This is a genomic window from Bacillus sp. D48C (assembly GCF_053345735.1).
Window position 1 is genome coordinate 145202 of record NZ_JBKFAQ010000002.1, and the last position, 19687, is coordinate 164888.

The window sequence follows — 19687 nt, forward strand, 5'->3', positions numbered from 1 at the left end:
CCACCTCCGCTCTATTTACAGAAAATATGTTTACCGATTTTTTTAATTTGTGGACGAGTCCAAATCCATTTACTAGTCGCAGTATCTGGATTGAAATAATATAAAGCATTTCCTGTTGGATCCCATCCATTAATCGCATCTAATACAGCTTTTTTCGCTGTTTCATTTGGCGTTAAATATATTTGCCCATCCGCAACTGCCGTAAAGGCTCTTGGCTCAAATATTACTCCTGAAACGGTATTTGGAAATGATGCACTTGTAACACGATTTAAAATAACAGCAGCTACTGCAACTTGTCCTAAATACGGTTCACCACGTGATTCCCCGTATACTGCGTTTGCCATGAGTTGAATGTCATTTTGCGAATAACCATTCGGAACATTTGTCCCTTTATTTTGAGATGGTTTATTTTTTTGTGCAGTACTACCACTATTTCCTTTATTGGCAGTGGACTTGTCATACTTCGTTGCCTTCACGAGCATTTGCTTCGTTTTAGCTCCAGCTAAACCATCAACGGGTAATCCGAATTTCTCTTGAAAATTCCGAAGTGCCCAATATGTACCCCATCCGAAAACACCATCCACTTTTCCCGTATAAAATCCGTTATATTTCAAACGAGATTGCAGTTCAATGACATCTTCGCCAGATGCTCCTCTTTGAATGACTTGATTAGAAAAAGCTTCTACATTCTTTAGTTGTATACTACTGACCATTAAAGACAGTCCTATGAACGCAAGTAAAACTGCTATTTTAAAAATAGCTTTTTGGCGCATACTTTTCCCTCCTTAATTACAGAAATGATTTCTTGGTTATGTTTTGTAAAAGCCTCGCTTTTATGTAAAGAAGACAAAAAAATCCAAACTAATATCGTTGAAAAAATATGTAAACAATATAAAAAAAGGATAAAAGGAGTTCATCATGAAAAAATCGTTAAAACGTGTCGCACTCGTCATTCTGTTCCTAACAACATGTTCAAATATATATACAGGCTCATCAATTGTTCATGCGCAGCCGCCGTATGCCAAATGGGGTAAACTTGCCGTAGAAAAGACGAAAGAACAATACCCAAAAGCAGAAATTATTGATTATCTACATATAGGTAGAAAACCCAAAACAGTTCAAATAACTGTTGAAAAATTTAAATTGTGGTTACGTGAAGATGGAAAAGAATATGGTGTTTTTGTTGATGTAGAATTTGAAACGAAGACGGAGAAATTTATAAAGTTGTCGTTTCAGAAGACGAGTAGATAAAGTGAACCCCCACTGTTAAAAACAGAAACAGTGGGGGTTCTTGCATTTCTAAAATTCTTTCCTAAAATTTCGATTCCCTAAAAATCTTACCAATATACAAATAGCGCCAATTACAACAGCTATCCCTATACTATATAAAAGGACTCTACCATATCCTCCTATTCTCGGATCTAAAAAAGGATATGGATACCAATTTACGATTGGACCACGTAATAAGCTATATACAACGTAAAAAAACGGGAATAAGAGCCAACTTGCAGCTTTTTTCCAGGTGATTTTCTTATTTGGTGGATTTAAAATCCAATCTAAAAGCATGGTAATTGGCATGATATAATGCAGCACCGTATTTACCCATGGTATTGCAGTTTGAAGTGATTCTTCTAATCCTCTTAATAGTAAAAAATAAATTAGTCCTGTCGTAAGTATATATACCGTTGCCGCACCACGAAGTATACCAAACTGCTCTGATCGACCAAATGTAGCTGTTCCGATACTGCTTAAAAGGAGAATACATGCAACTAAAATGTTACTTTCGATCGTAAAGAAACTAAAAAAGTTAACTGGATTGAACGGTTTCACTTGTGCCCTGATTATGAATTGCGTAATAATGGCGCTACATGCTAGAAGACTTAAACATAATCTAAATAAAGATAAAGTTTTTTCACCCCTCATACATTCCCTCCTTTTCTTATAAATAATTAGAATTTCCCTGTACATGCTCAATAAATAATTTTAATGGAACGAGCCCACGCTTTGGCATATGACTACTTATAATAGCTACTACTTCTAACTGAGGAATGATAACGATGTATTGTCCGCCATATCCCATAGCGAAATATATACAATACGGTATGTGAAATCTTTCGTTATGTAATACCCACCAGTGATATCCATAGGCACCGACATGTTCATATGTTTCAAATTGCGCCCTGCTTGACTCTTCTAACCATTGTGCTGATACAATTTCTTTCCCATTCCAATATCCATTTTGTAAACATAATTTTCCTAATTTTAATAAATCTGTAGATTTCATTTTCATACCGAAGCCGCCAACATATATACCCTGCGGATCTTGTTGCCATTCGTATTCGTTAATTTCTAATGGATCAAATAAATATTTCTTTGCAAACCGCTCTGTCGACATTCCAGTAGCTTCTTGAATAATATAGCTCAGTAAATGAGAAGAACCTGAATTATAATTCATTTTTGTAGCAGGTTTTTCAATTATTGGCTTTTCTAATATGTACTGTACCCAGTTCTCTGATTCTACAAAGTCATTTGGGAATACTACTCCATTCCCAAACTCTTTCCAATCCTCACCAGTAGTCATTGTTAATAAGTGATAAAGCGTCAAATCATGTTTTTCCCCAGGTACATTTTCAATCCACTCTGTAATCGGTGTATGTATATCATTTATATAGCCCTTATCAATTGCAATACCAATTAATAAAGATACGATACTTTTTGTAATCGAATTTATTTTATATAAGTTATTTGCACATTCAGGTGTTTTATAATACTCAGTTGTTAATTCCCCTTTTTGATAAACAAGAAATGTATTCACTTTTTTCTTTTCGAATTTATTTTCTAGTTGCTTGAAATCCAAAAACTTTACCTCCATTTAAATAGTTACTCCATTTATTATATCTTGTTACTTCATTTTAAACATAATTGTGCTCAAATAAAAATAAACCTGTCAGCCATAATGAACTGACAGGTTTATTTTTATAATTTCGTACGAACATTCCAAAGCTCTGGGAAGAATCTTTGATCAAGTACTCGTTTTAAATAAGAAACACCGGAGGATCCACCTGTTCCCATTTTATGTCCAATAATTCTTTCTACTGTTTTCATATGACGGAAACGCCATTGTTGTAGCCAGTCTTCAATATCAATCAATTTTTCAGCAAGCTGATATAAATTCCAATATTTTTTCACATCCACATACACTTCTAACCACGCCGCTTCTACTGTTGCATCTTCTTCATAAGGCTGCGTAATATCACGGTTTAACACATCTTTATGAATAGGGAATCCTTCTTTTACTAATGCTTGAATCGCGACATCATATAGACTTGGTGCATGTAGCGCTTTATGAAGTCGTGCATGTAATTCTGGATCCTTTTCATAAATTTTTAATGCGTGCGGCGTTTTATAGCCAAGTGCATACTCAATCATACGATATTGATACGATTGAAAACCTGAAGCTTGACCGAGTGAATCACGAAACTCAATATATTCTGATGGTGTTAATGTCGCAAGAATATCCCAAGATTGAATAATTTGAGACTGAATTTTCGATACACGTGCTAACATTTTAAAAGCTGGTTGTAATTTATCTTGTTTAATAGATTCAATCGCCGCATTTAGCTCATGTAAAATGAGCTTCATCCAAAGCTCACTTGCTTGGTGGATAACGATAAATAACATTTCATCATGATGGTCCGATAATCTTTTTTGAGAAGATAGTAAACTATCTAATTGTAAATACTCCCCATACGTCATATTCTCTTTAAAATCCGTATGAATCCCTTTTTCCATAATTACTTTTTCATTTTCTTTCATATTAGCCAAACTCCCCTTTTATATAATTCTACTTATATTAGTCTAATAACGGCTCGAACTGGACTTCCATCTGCATCAGTTAATGCAAGTGGTAATGCAATAAGTTCATAATCACCGTCTGCTACATGATCTAATACGACATTTTCTAAAATATGAATTCCATGTTTAAATAATTGATGATGCGCTGCTAATTCTTTATCATCTAACGGATCAACTGATGGTACATCTACTCCGATTAAACGAATACCTTTCTCTGATAGAAAAGGTGCTATGTCTGCACGTAAATGAGGGATCACATCTGGAAATTCTTCATTTTTTCCATGTGAAGATGTACGTAATAATAATCGTTCTACACCTTCTAAATGAAAGTTTTCTAATTCCTTTTTCCCGATGCTTTCAAGATTAGAAACGTCAATAATCCGTGCTGGGCCAACATAAACTTGAACATCTAAATCCAATACTTTCTTTCCATCATTATCAAAATGAAATGGTGCATCAATATGAGTGCCTGTATGAATACTCATCGTTAACTTTCCGACATTTACCGAGCCACTTTCTTCTTTTGACCATGAAACTTCATACGAGAACGGTGTGTCTCCTGGCCACGTTGCAATATTATTATTTAGCGGTTGTGAAATATCAATCCACTCTGATGTTTTCATACTTATGCCACAACCTCTCGCTTATTTTCAAACTGCTTATACTTTTCTTCTTTCATAATTCCCTTTAATATTTGTACAGATTTCCACACTTCTTCGTATGTGTTATATAAAGCGACCGGCGCAAGTCTCACTCCATTTGGCGCTCTAAAATCTGGAATTACTCCATTTGCCTTTAGCGCTTTACATATACGTGCTGCTTCTGCATGCTCTAAATAAATGTGCCCGCCTCGACTTTCATCCTCTAACGGATTTCCAATTGTAAATCCGAAATCTTTTAATTCATGATCAATTAAATTCAGCATGTATCTCGTAATATGTAAAGACTTCTCACGTAAACGTTCAATACCAGCATCTTTGAAAATTTCAAGAGAACCAATTAATGGTGCTATACTTAATACGTGAGGTGTACCAATTTGATAAGCACCTGCATGATCAGCGGCTGTTAATGTATGCTCCATATCAAACTGCTTATCTTTTTTAGAACTAAACCATCCAGACAACCCTGGCAGTCTATTAAAATGTTTATTATTTACATAAAGTCCTGCAACACTACCCGGTCCTGCATTTAAATATTTATAATTGCACCAAACAGCAAAATCAACATCCCAATCTTTGAAATGATGCGGAATAGATCCTATTGAATGACATAAATCAAATCCGATATGAATGTCTCGTTTATGTGCTTCCGTTGTTAAACGTTTCATATCAAGAATTTGACCACTTCTATATAAAACAGAAGGTAATAAAATTAAAGCGATATCATCTTCCATCGCATGAATAATATCTTCTTCAGAAAGTGTTCTACCATCTCGGCTTTTCACTCTTACTAGATGCTCATCTGGGTCTAATCCTTTTAAACGTATTTGACTTTGAAGTGCATAAATATCTGACGGGAAAGTTAATTCATCCGCAAGTATTTTTGTACGTATTCCTTTCGGTTCATAAAACGTCCCAATAACTTGGTGTATATTTGTAGTCGTAGAACCGGTTACAATAGTTTCCTCCGGTAAAGCTCCAATAAGAGGGGCTGTAAGTTTACCTAATTTCTCTGAAAGGAAGAACCACGGGTGCTCACCTTCAGTCCAACCGTCAATTCCATATTCTTTCCACGAATCTAGCAACGTAAGTAATGATTTCTCTGCTCTTTTTGAAAGTAGCCCTAATGAGTTTCCATCTAAATATATAGTACCTTCTTTTTTATAGAATTCAGTTTGAAAATCTTTCAGTTCATCATGTTTATCACATTCAAGCGCATACTCATAAGTTGGTTGAAATGGTTCTTTATACATGGTGTCACCTTCTCTTAATTTTCTTTTTATTCTAACTAATTGAAATATAGCACCTTAATTGATATAACGTCAATGATATTATGTCAGTTGACTTTATATATGAACTTCTTTTACAATACAGTTATATTTTCAGACATTTCAGTATGAAGAGGTGATTCTTTGAAAAACTCTACTCTTTCATCAAGAAAACACCGCTCCTTAGAAACGAAGAAGAAACTACTACACTCTGGTTACACTATTTTTATACGTAACGGATTTCAAAAAACGACAATTACACAAATTATTAAACATGCAGAAACCGGTTACGGAACAGCATATGTATACTTCAAAAACAAAGACGATCTCCTAATTAGTTTAATGGAAGATGTTATGAATCAATTTCATAATATTGCCAAGCGCTCCTTTTTGCCTCAAACGAAGGAAGAAGCTCATAAAATGATTCGAAATCAAGTTAGAGCATTTCTCCAACTAGCAAAGAAAGAACGAGCTATTTTACAAGTTGTAGAAGAAGCAATCGGATTATCAAAAGAGATACGTAAAAAATGGGACGAGATACGGGAACGCTTCATAAACAATATTACGCAGGATATTACATACTCTCAAGAAAGTGGATTAGCACAGCCTGAATTAAATAAAGAAATTGTAGCACGTGCTTGGTTCGCAATGAATGAGATGTTTCTTTGGGCGATTGTGAAAAATGATAAAAAATTAGAGTTAGAAGAGATAGTACATACATTGACGGAAATGTATACGACGGGGTTATATAAATAGCACACCTGCAATAAATACGGTGTGCTATTTTACATTTATAAAAATATTTTATCTGGGTATGGCAATGCTAAAAGGGGCTTTTCAGATAAAGGGAAATATTTTAGTTTTAACGATTCACCATCTATCGATTTCAACTCGCCACCGCTAACTTCACACTCAAACACAACAATAATATATTCTACTTCATCACCATTCGGATATGTATGGCGGTACTTTTCTCCTCCAAATACTCCTTTTTGTTTTTTTACTTGTACTTTCAATCCTGTTTCTTCCCAAACTTCCCTAACTACTGCTTCTTCTGGAGTTTCCCCAAGTTCAATTGCTCCAGCTGGCAAACTCCAGTATTCCCCGCCAGGATATTGAAACAAAATATCTCCCTGCCCATTCTTTATAACAGCAGCTACACTCGGTATTAGAATTAGTTCATGGCCTAATTGCTCACGGATTTTTTTATAATATAGCGACATCGACATATAATTCTCTCTCACTCCAATAATAAACAACTGTATTTTCTGACACCTATTGTATAATAATACCAATAGCAATTTCTATATAGAAAGGATAAGAAAATTACTCCCCTTTATATCTGCTACACTAGATAATTTATACAGTTCTAAACCTCGCGTTTTCCATTCTTGTGAATCTTGTTTAATTATCTTTTTAAAATATTTTAGTAGTGGCCATAAAGCATACTCCTTATGATCTACATAACTAACAACATCCCATTTTAACTTTTCATTAATTTCACTCATAAGTTGGGGTATTACTACTTCACCATATTTTTTAAAACATTCATGAGTTCCTTCGTAATTTTAAAATAAAGTTTGATTAAAAATATCGTGTTAACCCGTATTCTATGGTAAATAAAAAGAATCCATTTTGAAAAAGATTGATCAAAATGGATTCTTATCCAGCAGGTTTATGTTTTGGTTTTATAAAAAAGTTTGATCATTTTCTATCAATGAAAACAATTAATTGACTATTTTTATTATGAAAAGGTCGGAGCAGGAAATTCATCAATTTTGATACGAAGTAAACTATAAGGTTTCTGTCGTAAGTCTTTTCCATAATGAAATCTAGGCTGTCGATGTAATTGGTTCACAATGACATACAAATATTGATCTGGACCAATTGAAAAAGTATCCGGCCACAAAATTCTCGGATCATGTGCAATAGTTTCCATTATGCCATTTGGCAATATCTTACGGATACTGTTGTTTTCATAATCTCCAGCATAAACAGTTCCCTTTGCATCAGTGATCATTCCATCAGACGCACCTTTTTCTCCCCAATACTCCACATGATAAGGTAAATTCATGTCCGATATCGTTCTGTCTCTCAGGGCTTCTGTTGAGATCGAGAACAAATGCCGACTGGTTAGTGGAGCAAAAAATAATATCTTTCCATCAGGAGAAATCGCAAGACTATCAGACGCCAATCTAAATGGAGAAGTTGAACCGTCTTTGTTTCGATTCATTAAAATTTGACCTTCTACTTTCGGTAAAAAATAGGGATCGGGTGAAGTTGAATTTGCTCCATTTAACCGTCTAAACGCGTTTCCATTTGATAAATCTACGACGATAATAGCTCCTGGTCCTCTTGAAGAAGAATCCGTTATATAGGCATAACCTGCTTTTCCAACACGAAAATCAAAACGGACATCATTCAGATAAGTTGTAGGCAGGACAACATCTTCTGTAAAGGTATATACTTTTCTTATTGTATTGGTTTCTAAATCAACAGCGACTAATTTTGCCCCCCCTTTAATAGGTTCAGAAAAATTGGGTGCCGCTGTATCTAATATCCAAAGCGTTCCCCTTCCATCAGCAACTACGCTTTGGACACTGATGAAAGTCATTGGGATATTCTCGGGGTTAACCAAATTGGTTTGTAAATTAGGATAAGGCTGCAATTTATCCTCAAAAATTTCCGCCACCGTAAATTTAACATCGTCTCCCCATTTCGGAAAGCAAATGAAAATACGACCGGTTTCTGAAACAGTAACACCTGTAGGCATAGCCCCATAAAATGCATAAACTAGTTCTAAATTACCGAAATATTTTTCACTAGGTAACATAGGTTTCATAATATCCTCCTCAAGCATTCAAACGGGATATCTCCTATATATGATTTATATTTTTTCTAGTGCATGTTTCTTAATAAGTTTTTCTATACGAAAAGATGATTGAATTGATTGTTTTCGAAATTTAATAAGTCTGTCAGAAGAAAGGAAACATTTTAATTTAAAGGTCTCCAGATGAAGTAGAATTCAATTAGCAGGTAGCGAAGTTCAACATTCCCGAATCAACGTTAAGCTGGTATAAAAATGGGGAAATTTCCCCATTTAAAATTGTGAAAAAATGTACTTAAGCTAAACTGCCCGTTAGTTTAAGTGTAACACTTCACAAACAATCTTTTGAGTATTCTTATTATTCCTGTTTCCTCAACACTCTGGCCCTTTAATTGAACAATACAACTGAAATTTAAGGGGCAAAAGAAAAATCTTATATTAATACAGGGGTTTATCAATCTTTTTTATAAATTATCAAACTTTATTTCAAATCAATACCACACTTTATTCCATGTTCCATGAGTGACTAACGGGTGCTTTGAACAAGAAAATAAAGGTGAGTACATATTATACATGACTAATATGCGCTCACCTTTATTTTTTTAGGATTTTTAGCTTTTAGGTCTTGATAATAATTTTTAGTGGTTTTATTAACAATTTATATTTAGTAAAATTGCTTTTTATGAATTTAATATAAGTCCAAAGAATTTCCTGGTCAATATAATAACGTATATCAGCACACTTTTTCTTTATTTATTCTACTTACAATTCCAACTATAAATTTATATTCAATCCTCCTCTTCTTAGTTTTTTTAAACCCTTCTTTCGTATCAAAAATAAAACACGTTTTCCGAAACCAAATTCGTACATATAAAGACTCAAAATAAATAGGTTTTATAATTCCTCGTTCCTCAAATTCAGTTCCATCTTTATTTTCAGTTTCTGTTCGGACGAACCACCTATTTCCGAAGCCAATTTCAATATACTTCACATAAGTCCCCCTTTCGGAAATTAATTTCTAACTGTTCTATTATTTCCCCGGTAAGCGCACATTCCGACAGAACATGAGCCCACAAAGAAAAAGTAGATTACAAAAATCTACTTTATAACTTATATTTTTGCATTCGTTTATAAAATGTACTACGGGGTACATCTAATAGTTTTGCAGCTAATGAAACATTTCCGTTTGTCTTTTCTAATGCTTCAATCATGCTATCACGCTGTATTTTTTCACGAAAATTCAATGTATGTTCGGTTTTATTTTCAACTTGTAACTCAAGTTGTTGTTGATTTCCCATCATTGTTTGTATCAAAAGAGCGACTTGTTTTTCGCATATTTCCCGTCCTTGCGACAAAATGTAAATGCGTTCTAATGCATTTACTAGTTCTCGAATATTTCCGGGCCATGTATGTTGTAAAAATTGATTGCAAATACTCTTCGGAAATACAACATTCCAATTCTTCTGTTCGCAAAAGTGTTGTATAAAATATGGGATATCCTCTTTTCTTTCTATTAACGATGGAACATATAACGGATAAACGTGCAAACGATAATATAAATCTTGACGGAATTTCCCTTCTTCTACTAACCGTAGTAAATCTTTATGTGTGGCAGTAATAATACGAATATTTACTGGTACCTCTTTTGAACTTCCTATTGGAGTTATTGTACGTTCTTGTAAAACACGCAATAATGCTACTTGCATCTCTGGTGGTACTTCACCAATTTCATCTAAAAATAATGTTCCTCCATTCGCTTGTTCAAATTTCCCTTTATATCCTTGACGTCGCGCACCTGTAAATGCACCTTCAGCATAACCGAACAATTCACTTTCTATTAATTCTTTAGGCAAAGAACCGCAGTTAACAGCTATAAAGGGCCCGTCTTTTCTTGGACTATTTTCATGAATCGCTCTCGCGACATATTCCTTTCCCACTCCTGTCTCACCACATACATACACACTAGCATCAGTCGGTGAAACAAGCTTAATTTCTTCTAGTGTGTGTTGAAATGCTCTGCTTGTCCCAGTAACTCCTGGAAAAGTAATTCCTTTTATAAATGTGAGAGCAGAATATGTATTCATTTGTTCGTTTTCCTTTAAATACATACATTTCCCAATCATTCTTTCATTACTATATACTGGTATCTCTAATTTAGTTTCTAATCCATGGTGCATTAACTCTTCAAGTTTCATTCTTGACCAATTATTTATTCGTTCACGAACGCTCTTACTCGCAGAAACGATAACATCACGATGATTACAAATAACTACTTGTTCATCACTATCAATGACATCTAAAAAACGATGAATTAAGTGTAATTCATTTTGATGAACTCTTATGCTACATTCACGTTCTATCGCATGTGCAATTGAAGTTACCATACCGAGCATATATGGATGCGAAAATTCAATTGGACAGGAGAAATCTAGAACACCAATTAATTTCCCGTCATCATTATGAATGGGAGCAGCCGCACAACTCCAGCTATGAGATATCACGGAGTAATGTTCAGTACCACTTATCATAATAGCTTCTTCAATTTCTAGCGCTGTTCCTATTGCGTTTGTCCCCACAGCTGCTTCCGTCCATTTTACACCTTCAATAAAATTAATATGTTTCGCTCGCTTTAACGTTTGTTTATTTCCACTTAACGATAGAACATAACCATCTGGATCGATTAATAATGCCATCATTTGTAGTTCATCAATGGTTTTTCTCATATTTTGTATTTGAGGGATTGCGATATCTAGGAAGATTTCACTCTTTTTCTTTTGATCTTGAAAAAAATTAGAAGACAAAATTTTCTGACCTTTATTCATGTGAGGATTCACATTTGCTTGTTTACATCGATGCCATGACTCTGAAATTCTTTCGTTTATACGGTTCGAATCAAGGACTCCTTCATTAATAAACTTTTTCCATGTATGTAAGTAAAACGGTGAAGCTAACATTGTATCATCTCCCTATTCATTGTTTTGGAGATCTGTAAAAACATACTTTTATTATAAAACTGAATAAAAGCGTTTTCAATAAAACTAGAAAGACGACACAAATATGTTAATAATTTGAATATCTTAATGCACTTCTTTATTCTTTTTTAGTAGCACTATATTTTGTATAATGGAAGCAAAGAAAATACATAACCAAAACCACTTTTGTGGATTACCGTTTATAAAGAAAACAATCACGGCTATTGCAAATAAAATAGTGGATGCTAAACTAAAATATAATTTTGTTTTCATTCCTATTATCCCTCACCCCTCTATTACTTTACAGTACATACTAACTCTTCATTTTTCATCTCTACTATGTACTCCTGTAAAACATATTCTTTCCCGCCATGGTTTTCATACCATTCATGTATTCTTCTAATATGCCTCTCGTCACTTCTAATTTTCGATTCTATTTCTTTATACTGTTCATAACTATCATATTCCCATATGGCAAATACTTCAGACGTACCATTCTTATTATCTTTCACCCAGCGTCCTATTAGCTTAGAACCATGCTTTAATTGATTAGGTAAGTTCGTGTTATTGAAATAATCATTAAATACTTCTATGAATTCATTTTTCACTACATAGTACTTCCTTCTGTAAAACATACTTCTTCACCTCTTTTATGAAAAGTATCAGTAAACCTTCCCATCACTACCGTATTATAATACTTTCCGTCCGATAGTCTTTTGTCATTTTTCAAAACGCCTTCTACTTCAAAACCTAATTTTTTATAAAGATGAATAGCTTTCTCGTTTGTCTCTAATACTTGTAAAGATATTTTATTTACTGCATTTTCGTCAGCCCATTTAATAGATTGTTGTAATAGGCTCTTACCCATTTTATATCCCCAAAACTCTTTTAAAATGCAAACGCCAAACTCCACTTTATGAGATAATCTCTTAAAATTTGATCCTTCACACCTTGAAAATCCAACGATTCGATTGTGCACTTCTGCAACTAAAAAGAGATTCTTCGTCTCTTCACTATCTGTTTTTATTATTTTTTGAAATCCTAGATTATCTATAAATCCCTCTCCAGCATCTCTATCCATATTTTCAGTTTCTCCATCAATCTGAACTCTAATTTTCGATAACTGGTCAGCATCTTTCTCAGCTGCAGAACGAATTGTATAAGTTAATCCATTTATATGAAACTCTTGCTCTTTTACAATCATGTCAAACTCCTTTCAAATGAATATAATGGCGCTATTACAACTTGTTTACCTTGTTTCTCAAATTCCTGAACAGTTTCTTTACTAGCCTCTTCGTCAGTTATAATAAGGTTAATTTCTTTTAGAGACTCTCCTCTTATAAAACAATCTATTCCAAGTTTATTATGCGGAACTAAACAAATATTTCTTCTAGCAATTTCACTTACTCTTTTACTAAAATAAGCAACTTCAGGTGTTGCGGTACTAATACCTTGTAATGAAATGCCTCCACCTGTAGAGAAATACAGATCAATAGAAAATCTACTTATCAATTCAGAGGCAAGTGTATCAGTAATATTCCCTGAAGGTTTTACTTTTCCGCCAATTAAATACGTATCAATATTCTTATATTCTCGTAGATAACCAGCTATTTCTATAGAATTCGTAATAACCGTAAATGATACTTCCGATAAATATTTCAGCATCGCATTATGAACGGAAGCCCCACCAATAAAAATTGAATCACCTTCTTGTATATAAGATACCGCAACTCTTGCAATTGTGTCCTCATATATTGAGCTATCACTATAACGTTTAGTTGGTTCCGCAGCTAAGTTTCTCACTCGCGTAAGTTCAATTGCACCTCCGTGCGTTCTTTTTAATAAACCATCCTTTTCCATAATAGACAAATCTCTTCTTATAGAATCAATAGACATATCAAATCTTTCCGCAAGATCCTTTGCTATTACTCTTCCATCTGTATTAAGTAGTTCTAAAATTTTCTCTCGACGTTCTTCAGTAAACATGTTATCACCACCGTTATTGAAGGTTCAGAAACTTAAACTTTATTTTAATTATATGCATGCCTCTTCCGTTTTACAATATTTTCAATTCTTATTTATTCCGTTTTATACAGTCTTCTCCCTCTTTCTATCCTGTTAACTTGACAACCAAATAAATGTATATCTGTATATTACGCAAAGATACTTCCATTTACCTTCCTATTAATGTAAAATTATTCCTATGTTTTACTTTTTAATACAGAAAGGGATTACTATGAAATCATTAATCAAAACGACATGTACAGCATTATTATTTACTGGAATATTAACAGGATGTAATAGCAATACTACATCAAAACAAGAAAAGAGCGCTCTCGAAAAGAATGCAATGCACTATGGAGAAATAGTTAAAAATGAATACTATAGAGCGACAGTTGAGAATGCAAAGTTTGAAAAAATAGACAAAGAGCGGCGCCTTACTACTCGTGTTATGATTAATAATGTTCGAGACGATGGACAAACTATTGATCTTTCGGAAATAAAATATTTCATACAAGATGAAAAAACTGGTGAGAAATATGAAGGTGAAGCTCATCCGATAGATGACGAGCACTATAAAAATGTTCCACACGAATTCTCTTTAACTACTGACATTGTGTTTGAACTGAAAACTTCACCAAAAGATTTAAATAATATGTATTTATACATAGATAGCAAAGCTGCGCCGTTAACAAATACATATTGGAAGCTTGATAATTTAGTATCTAAATAGAAAGACCAGTCTTATACGACTGGTCTTTTTACATTTATACATTTAACACTTTCATTAACACTTATATTAATTTTCTAATAACAACTTGAATAACATCAGCTAAACCAGTGTGCCCTTTCCCTTCAACTCGCTCTTGTTCTCCATTAAAGAAATGAATTACCTTATGTTCTTCACACCAAGTAAGGATATCAATTGGATTATACAGCATATCAACATCTTTTGGTCCACCAGTACTATAGTTTATTTGTTTTTTTGAGTAAACTTCAAACATAATTAATCCACCAGGTTTTATCGTTTGTATCATTTTATCTAATATCATTTTTTTATAATCATCATGAAAATGTCCAAATACCATAATTGCCGCATCATATTCATTTTCTGGCAAACTATCAGCTAATAAATCTACTTTTTTTGTATGCACGTTTACGTTATGCTTCTCTGCCAATTTTTTTGTCTTTTCTAATCCATCTTCCGAATAATCAATAGCTGTTACTTCGTTCCCTTGTCTTGCTAGAAATACAGCATTTCTACCTTCTCCCTCCGCAAATGCTATTACTTTATTGTGATTTGCTAAACGAAATGCTTGTTCTTTAATAAATGTATTAGGTTCTTCCCCGTAAAAATATTCATCTGATTTATATCGATCATTCCAAAAATTATTCATCATCTTCTCTCCTTCTTCATATCATTTTCTAACTACAATTAAAGATATTAAAGAGCCTTTTTATCCTTAATTAATTTAAAAATAAAAGCAGATTAAAAATCCACTTTTATTTTTTTCGCAAGATCTACGATTTTTTGATTTCTTAACTCTTCTTCCATTTTCTCTTCTGCTGCGAGCATTGCCTCATTAATTAAACATCCAGGTTTGTCATGTAAACAACAGTCAAACAATGATGTTTTGCCTTCAATTGCATGTATAATATCTAAAAATGAAATATCTTCCCAATTCTTACTAAGCGAGTAACCGCCCTTTGGACCAGATGATGAGTGTATCATCCCTTCCTTCGTCAACTTAGTTAGTATTTTAGACAAGTACGTTGGTGAAACATTTTGCATTTCTGCTAATTGGTGAACACTAACTAACTTATTTGGTGTGGCCTTTGCCAGAAAAAGCATTGTATGAAGAGCATAATTTGTAGCTTTAGAATATTTCATAGTACAGCTCCTATTGTAGACTTCATGTATCTACAATAACTTTATTTTTTTATTATGTCAAACGTTTGTAATACTCCATACAACATTATTTCTTCACAAGTAATACATCTGCTGCGCAAATCGTCACTTCTCTAAATGGAGAGTCAAATAAAACACCTAGTTCAAAACCATCTTCAGTAAGAGCTATTTCATGATATAGCCACCAAGAACTGTCAAAGTTTTCCTGCATAGAACACTTTGTTACTCCTATAAAGGTTACTTCAAGTTTATCAAATTCACTAAAAGTACCACTGCAATCTAATACGATAGACAAAGTATCTTCTGATTCTCTCTTTATTACTTTAATTACACTATCGTGTAGTGATGTCTTGTGTAACTGAGCGACATTTGACGGAAGTTTTTTCTCAATGGAATTAAAATATTCTACGTATGATTGATCTAATTGTGCCATTCTTTTCTCATAATCTGTTGTCCACTCTTGCATAAGTTTTTTCAGTTCACCTGATGGATATTCTGAATTAATTGTTATGTTTTGTATAATTGAGTATATCGATTCAGGAAGGAATTTTAATAAATCTATTTTCCTTTCCTCTATTTCTTCCTTTAAACTTTGTATATCCATTTCCGACCATTCTTTTATAGACTCTATAAAACTTACAAATTCTAAAACTTGCATTTTTTTATACCATTCTCTTGTAAAATATTTCAATGACACCTCTCCTAAAATATCTTTACATCCAGTAAAAGCAATACATCCACTTATTATATCATTCCAATAACCATTTTTTCTAAAGAAATAATGTAAAAATGTAAATATTCCGCCTATTATTTCTAAAACTTCAGAATATTTACAAAAGTATAAAATTAGAATACATTTTAGCTGTACAAGATTCACCTGTACAAAAATTCAAACAAAAAGGGATGGTTATATGTTGAAGAAATTAGTAGCAGGGACATTAGTAGCTGGTTTTGCATTAACTGGAGGACTAGGTGCAGTAAGTGCTGAGGAAAAAAGTAACACAATTAAGTCATTTGATTATTTAAAAGTGGATGAACAAAATGTTAATTCATTTGCAAAATTAAGTGATCAGGATAAGAAAGATATCCAAATTACTATGGTATTACCAGAGCAAAATGAAAATGGAGATTGGCTAGCTTATGGTTTTACTAGCCGTGAAACATTGGATGCGTATATTGCAAAGGATAAAAAAGCAATTAAAAATAATATTAATCCTTTAGGTAGCGGTGCTGGTAGTACTGATTTTTACGAACATAAAGATAAAGGTGGTCAATATATTTACTGGAGCAGCGGCTTTAAAAACTTACCATCTAGCTGGAATGACAGAATTTCTTCTGTAAGTACAGCCTCACCTTCTGCAAGTTATTCAACGACACTTTGGGAGCACACTTCAACACAAGGATATGGAAAAGGTGTTATATTTAAACACGCTGATTGGTATGGTAAAACTGCTAATTTAGCTCCTGATTGGAACGATATTACTTCAGCGATTGAAATTAAAAAATAATAAGATATTCTATTAATAAAAAATCAAACCACTATTCTCTTATTTGTTTAGAGAATAGTGGTTTATTATATTTCCATTTAAGCATGTACAGCATGTCCTACCGCTTGCATTAACGCTTCATGAATTGCTTCTGATAAAGTAGGGTGTGCTGCAATATAATCTCTCATTATATCAGCGGTAACTTCTGTATGAATCATTATGGTTCCTTGACCAATAAGTTCAGTTGCATGAGGACCGATAATAGAAATCCCTACAATTTCTTGGTATTTAGGTTCTACAATGACTTTTACTTTACCTACTTGTTCTCCTAAAATAAGAGCTTTTCCGTTCGCTGTAAAAGGAAATTCTCCGATGAGAATATCACCATATTGTTCTCTTGCACCTTTTTCACTTAACCCGACACTAGCTATTTCTGGAGCTGTGTATATACAACGGGGCACAGCGTGATAATTTACTTTCACGTCTTCTCCGCTTGCGTGTAATGCTGCTGTCGTTCCTTCATGGAAGGCAACGTGAGCAAGCTGAATTCCACCGATCACATCACCAGCTGCGTAAATATGCGATACGTTCGTTTGCATATGTTCATTCACAGCAATCCCTTTATTTGAAAACTGAACCCCTGCCTTTTCTAATCCTAATTGTTGCACTCGTGGTTTTCTTCCTACAGAAACAAGAACAAATTCTGGAGTTACTTCGTGAGTAATTCCCTCGTATTCAAATGAAGCTTGCTTCTTATAGTTATTTAAACCTTTTAAAACTGCTCCCGTAAAAATTTTCACCCCATCTTTTTCTAATTTCTCTCTTAAAGTATTCGCGATATCTTCATCTTCACCAGGTATTAATTGCGGTGCCATTTCAACTATCGATACTTTTGTGCCAAGTCTACTATAAATGCTTGCAAACTCGCATCCTATTACACCACCACCAACGATTAACAATGAAGATGGTACACTCTCAAGAGACATGGCATGGCTACTATTTAAAATCCATTTTCCATCAAACGGAGCGAATGGTAATTCTGTAGGTTCGGAACCAGCTGCGATAATAAAGCTCTCTCCATCAACTACTTCTTCTTTATTTCCTTGTACAACTCGCATACGATGATCCGTTTCGAATTTCGCTGTTCCTTTTACAACTTTAATTTTATTTTTCTTCATTAAATATTGTATTCCTTGGACGAGTTGCATTACGATTTGTGATTTCCTCGCCTGTATTTGATCCCAATCAATTGATATACTTCCTGTATTAAGCGTAACCCCATAATCATTCGCTTTTCTCACAATGTCATGTACTTCAGCACTTTCTAACAGTGATTTCGTCGGCATACACCCAACATTTAAACATGTTCCGCCAAGGTCAGCTTCATCAATAAGAGTGACATCTTTGCCATTTTGAGCCGCGGTAATTGCTGCTACATAGCCAGCAGGTCCGCCCCCAATAACAACTAATTTACTCATTCTCTCACCTTCTCTTTATAAAAGAATTGTTATAGGTTCTTCTAAATAATGTTTAATTGTGCGTAAAAATGCAGCTGCTGGTGCACCGTCTAATACACGATGATCGAATGTTAAACTTAAAGGTAACATACTTCCTTTTCTTAATTTTTTCCCTTTAAATACAGGAACATGTTCAATTGCACCTACACCTAAAATACCAGTTTCAGGTGTATTTAATACCGGTGTGAAATATTCAATACCAAAGCTACCTAAATTACTAATTGTAAATGTCGTTCCGTGCATATCATCACTACTTAAGCTACCTGCTCGTGCCTTTTGTGCCACATTCTTAATCTCTTTAGACAACTCTACTAAAGATAAATTATTTGCAAAGCGAATAGCTGGAACGACTAACCCTTTTTCTAATGCGACTGCCATGCCTAAATGCACATGTTCAAATTGATGAATTGCATCATCTATATAAGCGCTGTTCATTTCTTTATGCTCTCCAAGTGCTAATACAACAGCATGCGAGACGAAATCCGTAATAGTTAATTTATTATCGTATCTTTTTTGTACAACTTCCGCTATTTCTTTATGTAAAGCAACTAAATCTGTTACATCTACTTTCATCGTTAACGTTAATTGTGCGCTATTTTGTAAGCTTGCGTGCATACGATTTGCGATTGCTTTACGCATACCAGTAACAGGAATCGCTTTACTTTCTTCTCGTTCAGATATTTCCGGAACGTTTACTCTTACCTCAAGTGCTTTTAATACATCTGCCTTTGTAATCCTTCCGCCAGGACCTGTACCAACTAATGCCTTGATATTCAGATTTTCAGACTTTGCAATTTTCTTGGCTACAGGTGAAATTTTAATTCTTTGCTTCGATACTTCTTTCCCATTTGCTTCTTGATTTTGTACATTTTGTACTTCTATATTAGATGTTTTTTCTTCTACAACATGTGTGCTTTCCTGCATTTCTACCTTTTCATTCGGTTTACCGATGTAGCAAATTACAGTACCAGGCGGCACTCCTTCATCTTCACTTACAGCTATATCAAGTACCGTACCATCAGCTGGCGCTTCAATTTCCGTTTCAATTTTTTCTGAATTAATACTAGCAATTAGTTCTCCTTTTGCTACATTATCGCCTGCTTTAATATTCCAGCTCGTAATAATACCTTCTTTCATCGCCATACCTAACTTCGGCATTACAACTTCTACAGCCATGTCTCTCTCTCCCTTC

General features: G+C 33.9%; 22 protein-coding genes. 4 read left to right on the forward strand and 18 right to left on the reverse strand.

The genetic code is table 11. The features are described from left to right. Positions 1–11 precede the first annotated feature (11 nt). Complete coding sequence (sleB, locus tag ACLBXA_RS05775; protein ID WP_001249046.1) at positions 12–773, reverse strand: spore cortex-lytic enzyme; 762 nt, start codon at positions 771–773, stop codon at positions 12–14. A 145-nt stretch (positions 774–918) separates the two neighbouring features. Here sleB and ACLBXA_RS05780 point away from each other — a divergent pair, with 145 nt between their 5' ends. Further along, positions 919–1251, forward strand: coding sequence for a DUF3889 domain-containing protein (locus tag ACLBXA_RS05780; RefSeq protein ID WP_000749154.1), 333 nt, complete (start codon positions 919–921; stop codon positions 1249–1251). Positions 1252–1299: 48 nt separating this feature from the next. Here ACLBXA_RS05780 and ACLBXA_RS05785 read toward each other — a convergent pair whose 3' ends face one another. From ACLBXA_RS05785 to kynU, 5 genes are all read right to left on the reverse strand, one after another. Continuing rightward, positions 1300–1923 (reverse strand): Pr6Pr family membrane protein, encoded by a 624-nt coding sequence (locus ACLBXA_RS05785; protein ID WP_001213866.1) that lies wholly within the window; start codon positions 1921–1923, stop codon positions 1300–1302. Between the two features lie 16 nt (positions 1924–1939). Further along, positions 1940–2857: a serine hydrolase domain-containing protein gene (locus ACLBXA_RS05790; protein ID WP_000346246.1), complete on the reverse strand. Its 918-nt coding sequence runs from the start codon at positions 2855–2857 to the stop codon at positions 1940–1942. 119 nt (positions 2858–2976) lie between these two features. Then, complete coding sequence (gene kynA, locus ACLBXA_RS05795; RefSeq protein WP_000661959.1) at positions 2977–3816, reverse strand: tryptophan 2,3-dioxygenase; 840 nt, start codon at positions 3814–3816, stop codon at positions 2977–2979. 32 nt (positions 3817–3848) lie between these two features. Then, positions 3849–4478: an arylformamidase gene (kynB, locus tag ACLBXA_RS05800; RefSeq protein WP_332277404.1), complete on the reverse strand. Its 630-nt coding sequence runs from the start codon at positions 4476–4478 to the stop codon at positions 3849–3851. Between the two features lie 2 nt (positions 4479–4480). After that, positions 4481–5767: a kynureninase gene (kynU, locus tag ACLBXA_RS05805; RefSeq protein ID WP_332277405.1), complete on the reverse strand. Its 1287-nt coding sequence runs from the start codon at positions 5765–5767 to the stop codon at positions 4481–4483. 159 nt (positions 5768–5926) lie between these two features. Between kynU and ACLBXA_RS05810 the strand changes: the two genes are divergently transcribed. After that, positions 5927–6538, forward strand: coding sequence for a TetR/AcrR family transcriptional regulator (locus ACLBXA_RS05810; protein ID WP_000798548.1), 612 nt, complete (start codon positions 5927–5929; stop codon positions 6536–6538). A 35-nt stretch (positions 6539–6573) separates the two neighbouring features. Here the strand turns inward: ACLBXA_RS05810 and ACLBXA_RS05815 are convergent, their stop codons facing one another. The 7 genes from ACLBXA_RS05815 to ACLBXA_RS05845 all read right to left on the reverse strand — a co-directional run bounded on the left by ACLBXA_RS05815 (position 6574) and on the right by ACLBXA_RS05845 (position 13567). Then, a complete protein-coding gene (locus ACLBXA_RS05815; RefSeq protein ID WP_447617137.1) occupies positions 6574–7011 on the reverse strand; it encodes an NUDIX domain-containing protein in 438 nt (145 codons plus the stop codon). A gap of 515 nt (positions 7012–7526) precedes the next feature. Then, positions 7527–8624 (reverse strand): L-dopachrome tautomerase-related protein, encoded by a 1098-nt coding sequence (locus ACLBXA_RS05820; protein ID WP_069355723.1) that lies wholly within the window; start codon positions 8622–8624, stop codon positions 7527–7529. A 718-nt stretch (positions 8625–9342) separates the two neighbouring features. Continuing rightward, positions 9343–9600 carry a DUF3977 family protein gene (locus ACLBXA_RS05825; RefSeq protein ID WP_000873825.1) on the reverse strand — a complete coding sequence of 86 codons (258 nt, stop codon included), beginning with the start codon at positions 9598–9600 and terminating at the stop codon, positions 9343–9345. Between the two features lie 112 nt (positions 9601–9712). After that, the gene (locus ACLBXA_RS05830; protein WP_447617138.1) at positions 9713–11563 is read right to left on the reverse strand and encodes a sigma-54-dependent Fis family transcriptional regulator; all 1851 of its coding nucleotides are present in this window, start codon (positions 11561–11563) and stop codon (positions 9713–9715) included. Between the two features lie 314 nt (positions 11564–11877). Continuing rightward, positions 11878–12216, reverse strand: a complete 339-nt coding sequence (locus tag ACLBXA_RS05835; protein ID WP_065228953.1) for an NIPSNAP family protein — start codon at positions 12214–12216, stop codon at positions 11878–11880. Continuing rightward, entirely contained in the window at positions 12189–12785 is a 597-nt protein-coding gene (locus ACLBXA_RS05840; RefSeq protein ID WP_000635672.1) for a GNAT family N-acetyltransferase, read from the reverse strand. The genes ACLBXA_RS05835 and ACLBXA_RS05840 overlap by 28 nt, the downstream gene beginning before the upstream one ends. Then, entirely contained in the window at positions 12782–13567 is a 786-nt protein-coding gene (locus ACLBXA_RS05845; RefSeq protein WP_447617139.1) for a DeoR/GlpR family DNA-binding transcription regulator, read from the reverse strand. The genes ACLBXA_RS05840 and ACLBXA_RS05845 overlap by 4 nt, the downstream gene beginning before the upstream one ends. A 250-nt stretch (positions 13568–13817) precedes the next feature. On the opposite strand from ACLBXA_RS05845, the gene ACLBXA_RS05850 reads away from it, so the two are divergent. After that, positions 13818–14315, forward strand: coding sequence for a hypothetical protein (locus ACLBXA_RS05850; RefSeq protein ID WP_000838465.1), 498 nt, complete (start codon positions 13818–13820; stop codon positions 14313–14315). A 61-nt stretch (positions 14316–14376) separates the two neighbouring features. Here ACLBXA_RS05850 and ACLBXA_RS05855 read toward each other — a convergent pair whose 3' ends face one another. The 3 genes from ACLBXA_RS05855 to ACLBXA_RS05865 all read right to left on the reverse strand — a co-directional run bounded on the left by ACLBXA_RS05855 (position 14377) and on the right by ACLBXA_RS05865 (position 16182). Continuing rightward, a complete protein-coding gene (locus tag ACLBXA_RS05855; protein WP_139213298.1) occupies positions 14377–14982 on the reverse strand; it encodes a class I SAM-dependent methyltransferase in 606 nt (201 codons plus the stop codon). Positions 14983–15071: 89 nt separating this feature from the next. Beyond that, on the reverse strand, positions 15072–15473 hold the full coding sequence (locus ACLBXA_RS05860) for an Rrf2 family transcriptional regulator (protein WP_000877649.1): 402 nt from the start codon (positions 15471–15473) through the stop codon (positions 15072–15074). An 85-nt stretch (positions 15474–15558) separates the two neighbouring features. Then, positions 15559–16182, reverse strand: a complete 624-nt coding sequence (locus ACLBXA_RS05865) for a DUF4085 domain-containing protein (RefSeq protein ID WP_086390575.1) — start codon at positions 16180–16182, stop codon at positions 15559–15561. Positions 16183–16402: 220 nt separating this feature from the next. Here ACLBXA_RS05865 and ACLBXA_RS05870 point away from each other — a divergent pair, with 220 nt between their 5' ends. Beyond that, the gene (locus ACLBXA_RS05870) at positions 16403–16999 is read left to right on the forward strand and encodes a hypothetical protein (RefSeq protein WP_000914433.1); all 597 of its coding nucleotides are present in this window, start codon (positions 16403–16405) and stop codon (positions 16997–16999) included. A gap of 77 nt (positions 17000–17076) precedes the next feature. On the opposite strand, the gene lpdA is transcribed toward ACLBXA_RS05870, so the two are convergent. Together lpdA and ACLBXA_RS05880 are read right to left on the reverse strand one after the other, a co-directional pair. Next, complete coding sequence (lpdA, locus tag ACLBXA_RS05875; protein ID WP_072938713.1) at positions 17077–18456, reverse strand: dihydrolipoyl dehydrogenase; 1380 nt, start codon at positions 18454–18456, stop codon at positions 17077–17079. Positions 18457–18471: 15 nt separating this feature from the next. Then, the gene (locus tag ACLBXA_RS05880; RefSeq protein ID WP_000257778.1) at positions 18472–19671 is read right to left on the reverse strand and encodes a dihydrolipoamide acetyltransferase family protein; all 1200 of its coding nucleotides are present in this window, start codon (positions 19669–19671) and stop codon (positions 18472–18474) included. Positions 19672–19687 lie beyond the last annotated feature (16 nt).

Coding starts and splice junctions, on each gene's coding strand:
- sleB (WP_001249046.1), bottom strand. CDS start 773: ATGCGCCAAAAAGCTATTTTTAAAATAGCAGTTTTACTTGCGTTCATA.
- ACLBXA_RS05780 (WP_000749154.1), top strand. CDS start 919: ATGAAAAAATCGTTAAAACGTGTCGCACTCGTCATTCTGTTCCTAACA.
- ACLBXA_RS05785 (WP_001213866.1), bottom strand. CDS start 1,923: ATGAGGGGTGAAAAAACTTTATCTTTATTTAGATTATGTTTAAGTCTT.
- kynA (WP_000661959.1), bottom strand. CDS start 3,816: ATGAAAGAAAATGAAAAAGTAATTATGGAAAAAGGGATTCATACGGAT.
- kynB (WP_332277404.1), bottom strand. CDS start 4,478: ATGAAAACATCAGAGTGGATTGATATTTCACAACCGCTAAATAATAAT.
- kynU (WP_332277405.1), bottom strand. CDS start 5,767: ATGTATAAAGAACCATTTCAACCAACTTATGAGTATGCGCTTGAATGT.
- ACLBXA_RS05815 (WP_447617137.1), bottom strand. CDS start 7,011: ATGTCGATGTCGCTATATTATAAAAAAATCCGTGAGCAATTAGGCCAT.
- ACLBXA_RS05820 (WP_069355723.1), bottom strand. CDS start 8,624: ATGAAACCTATGTTACCTAGTGAAAAATATTTCGGTAATTTAGAACTA.
- ACLBXA_RS05830 (WP_447617138.1), bottom strand. CDS start 11,563: ATGTTAGCTTCACCGTTTTACTTACATACATGGAAAAAGTTTATTAAT.
- ACLBXA_RS05835 (WP_065228953.1), bottom strand. CDS start 12,216: ATGTTTTACAGAAGGAAGTACTATGTAGTGAAAAATGAATTCATAGAA.
- ACLBXA_RS05840 (WP_000635672.1), bottom strand. CDS start 12,785: ATGATTGTAAAAGAGCAAGAGTTTCATATAAATGGATTAACTTATACA.
- ACLBXA_RS05845 (WP_447617139.1), bottom strand. CDS start 13,567: ATGTTTACTGAAGAACGTCGAGAGAAAATTTTAGAACTACTTAATACA.
- ACLBXA_RS05850 (WP_000838465.1), top strand. CDS start 13,818: ATGAAATCATTAATCAAAACGACATGTACAGCATTATTATTTACTGGA.
- ACLBXA_RS05855 (WP_139213298.1), bottom strand. CDS start 14,982: ATGATGAATAATTTTTGGAATGATCGATATAAATCAGATGAATATTTT.
- ACLBXA_RS05860 (WP_000877649.1), bottom strand. CDS start 15,473: ATGAAATATTCTAAAGCTACAAATTATGCTCTTCATACAATGCTTTTT.
- ACLBXA_RS05870 (WP_000914433.1), top strand. CDS start 16,403: ATGTTGAAGAAATTAGTAGCAGGGACATTAGTAGCTGGTTTTGCATTA.
- lpdA (WP_072938713.1), bottom strand. CDS start 18,456: ATGAGTAAATTAGTTGTTATTGGGGGCGGACCTGCTGGCTATGTAGCA.
- ACLBXA_RS05880 (WP_000257778.1), bottom strand. CDS start 19,671: ATGGCTGTAGAAGTTGTAATGCCGAAGTTAGGTATGGCGATGAAAGAA.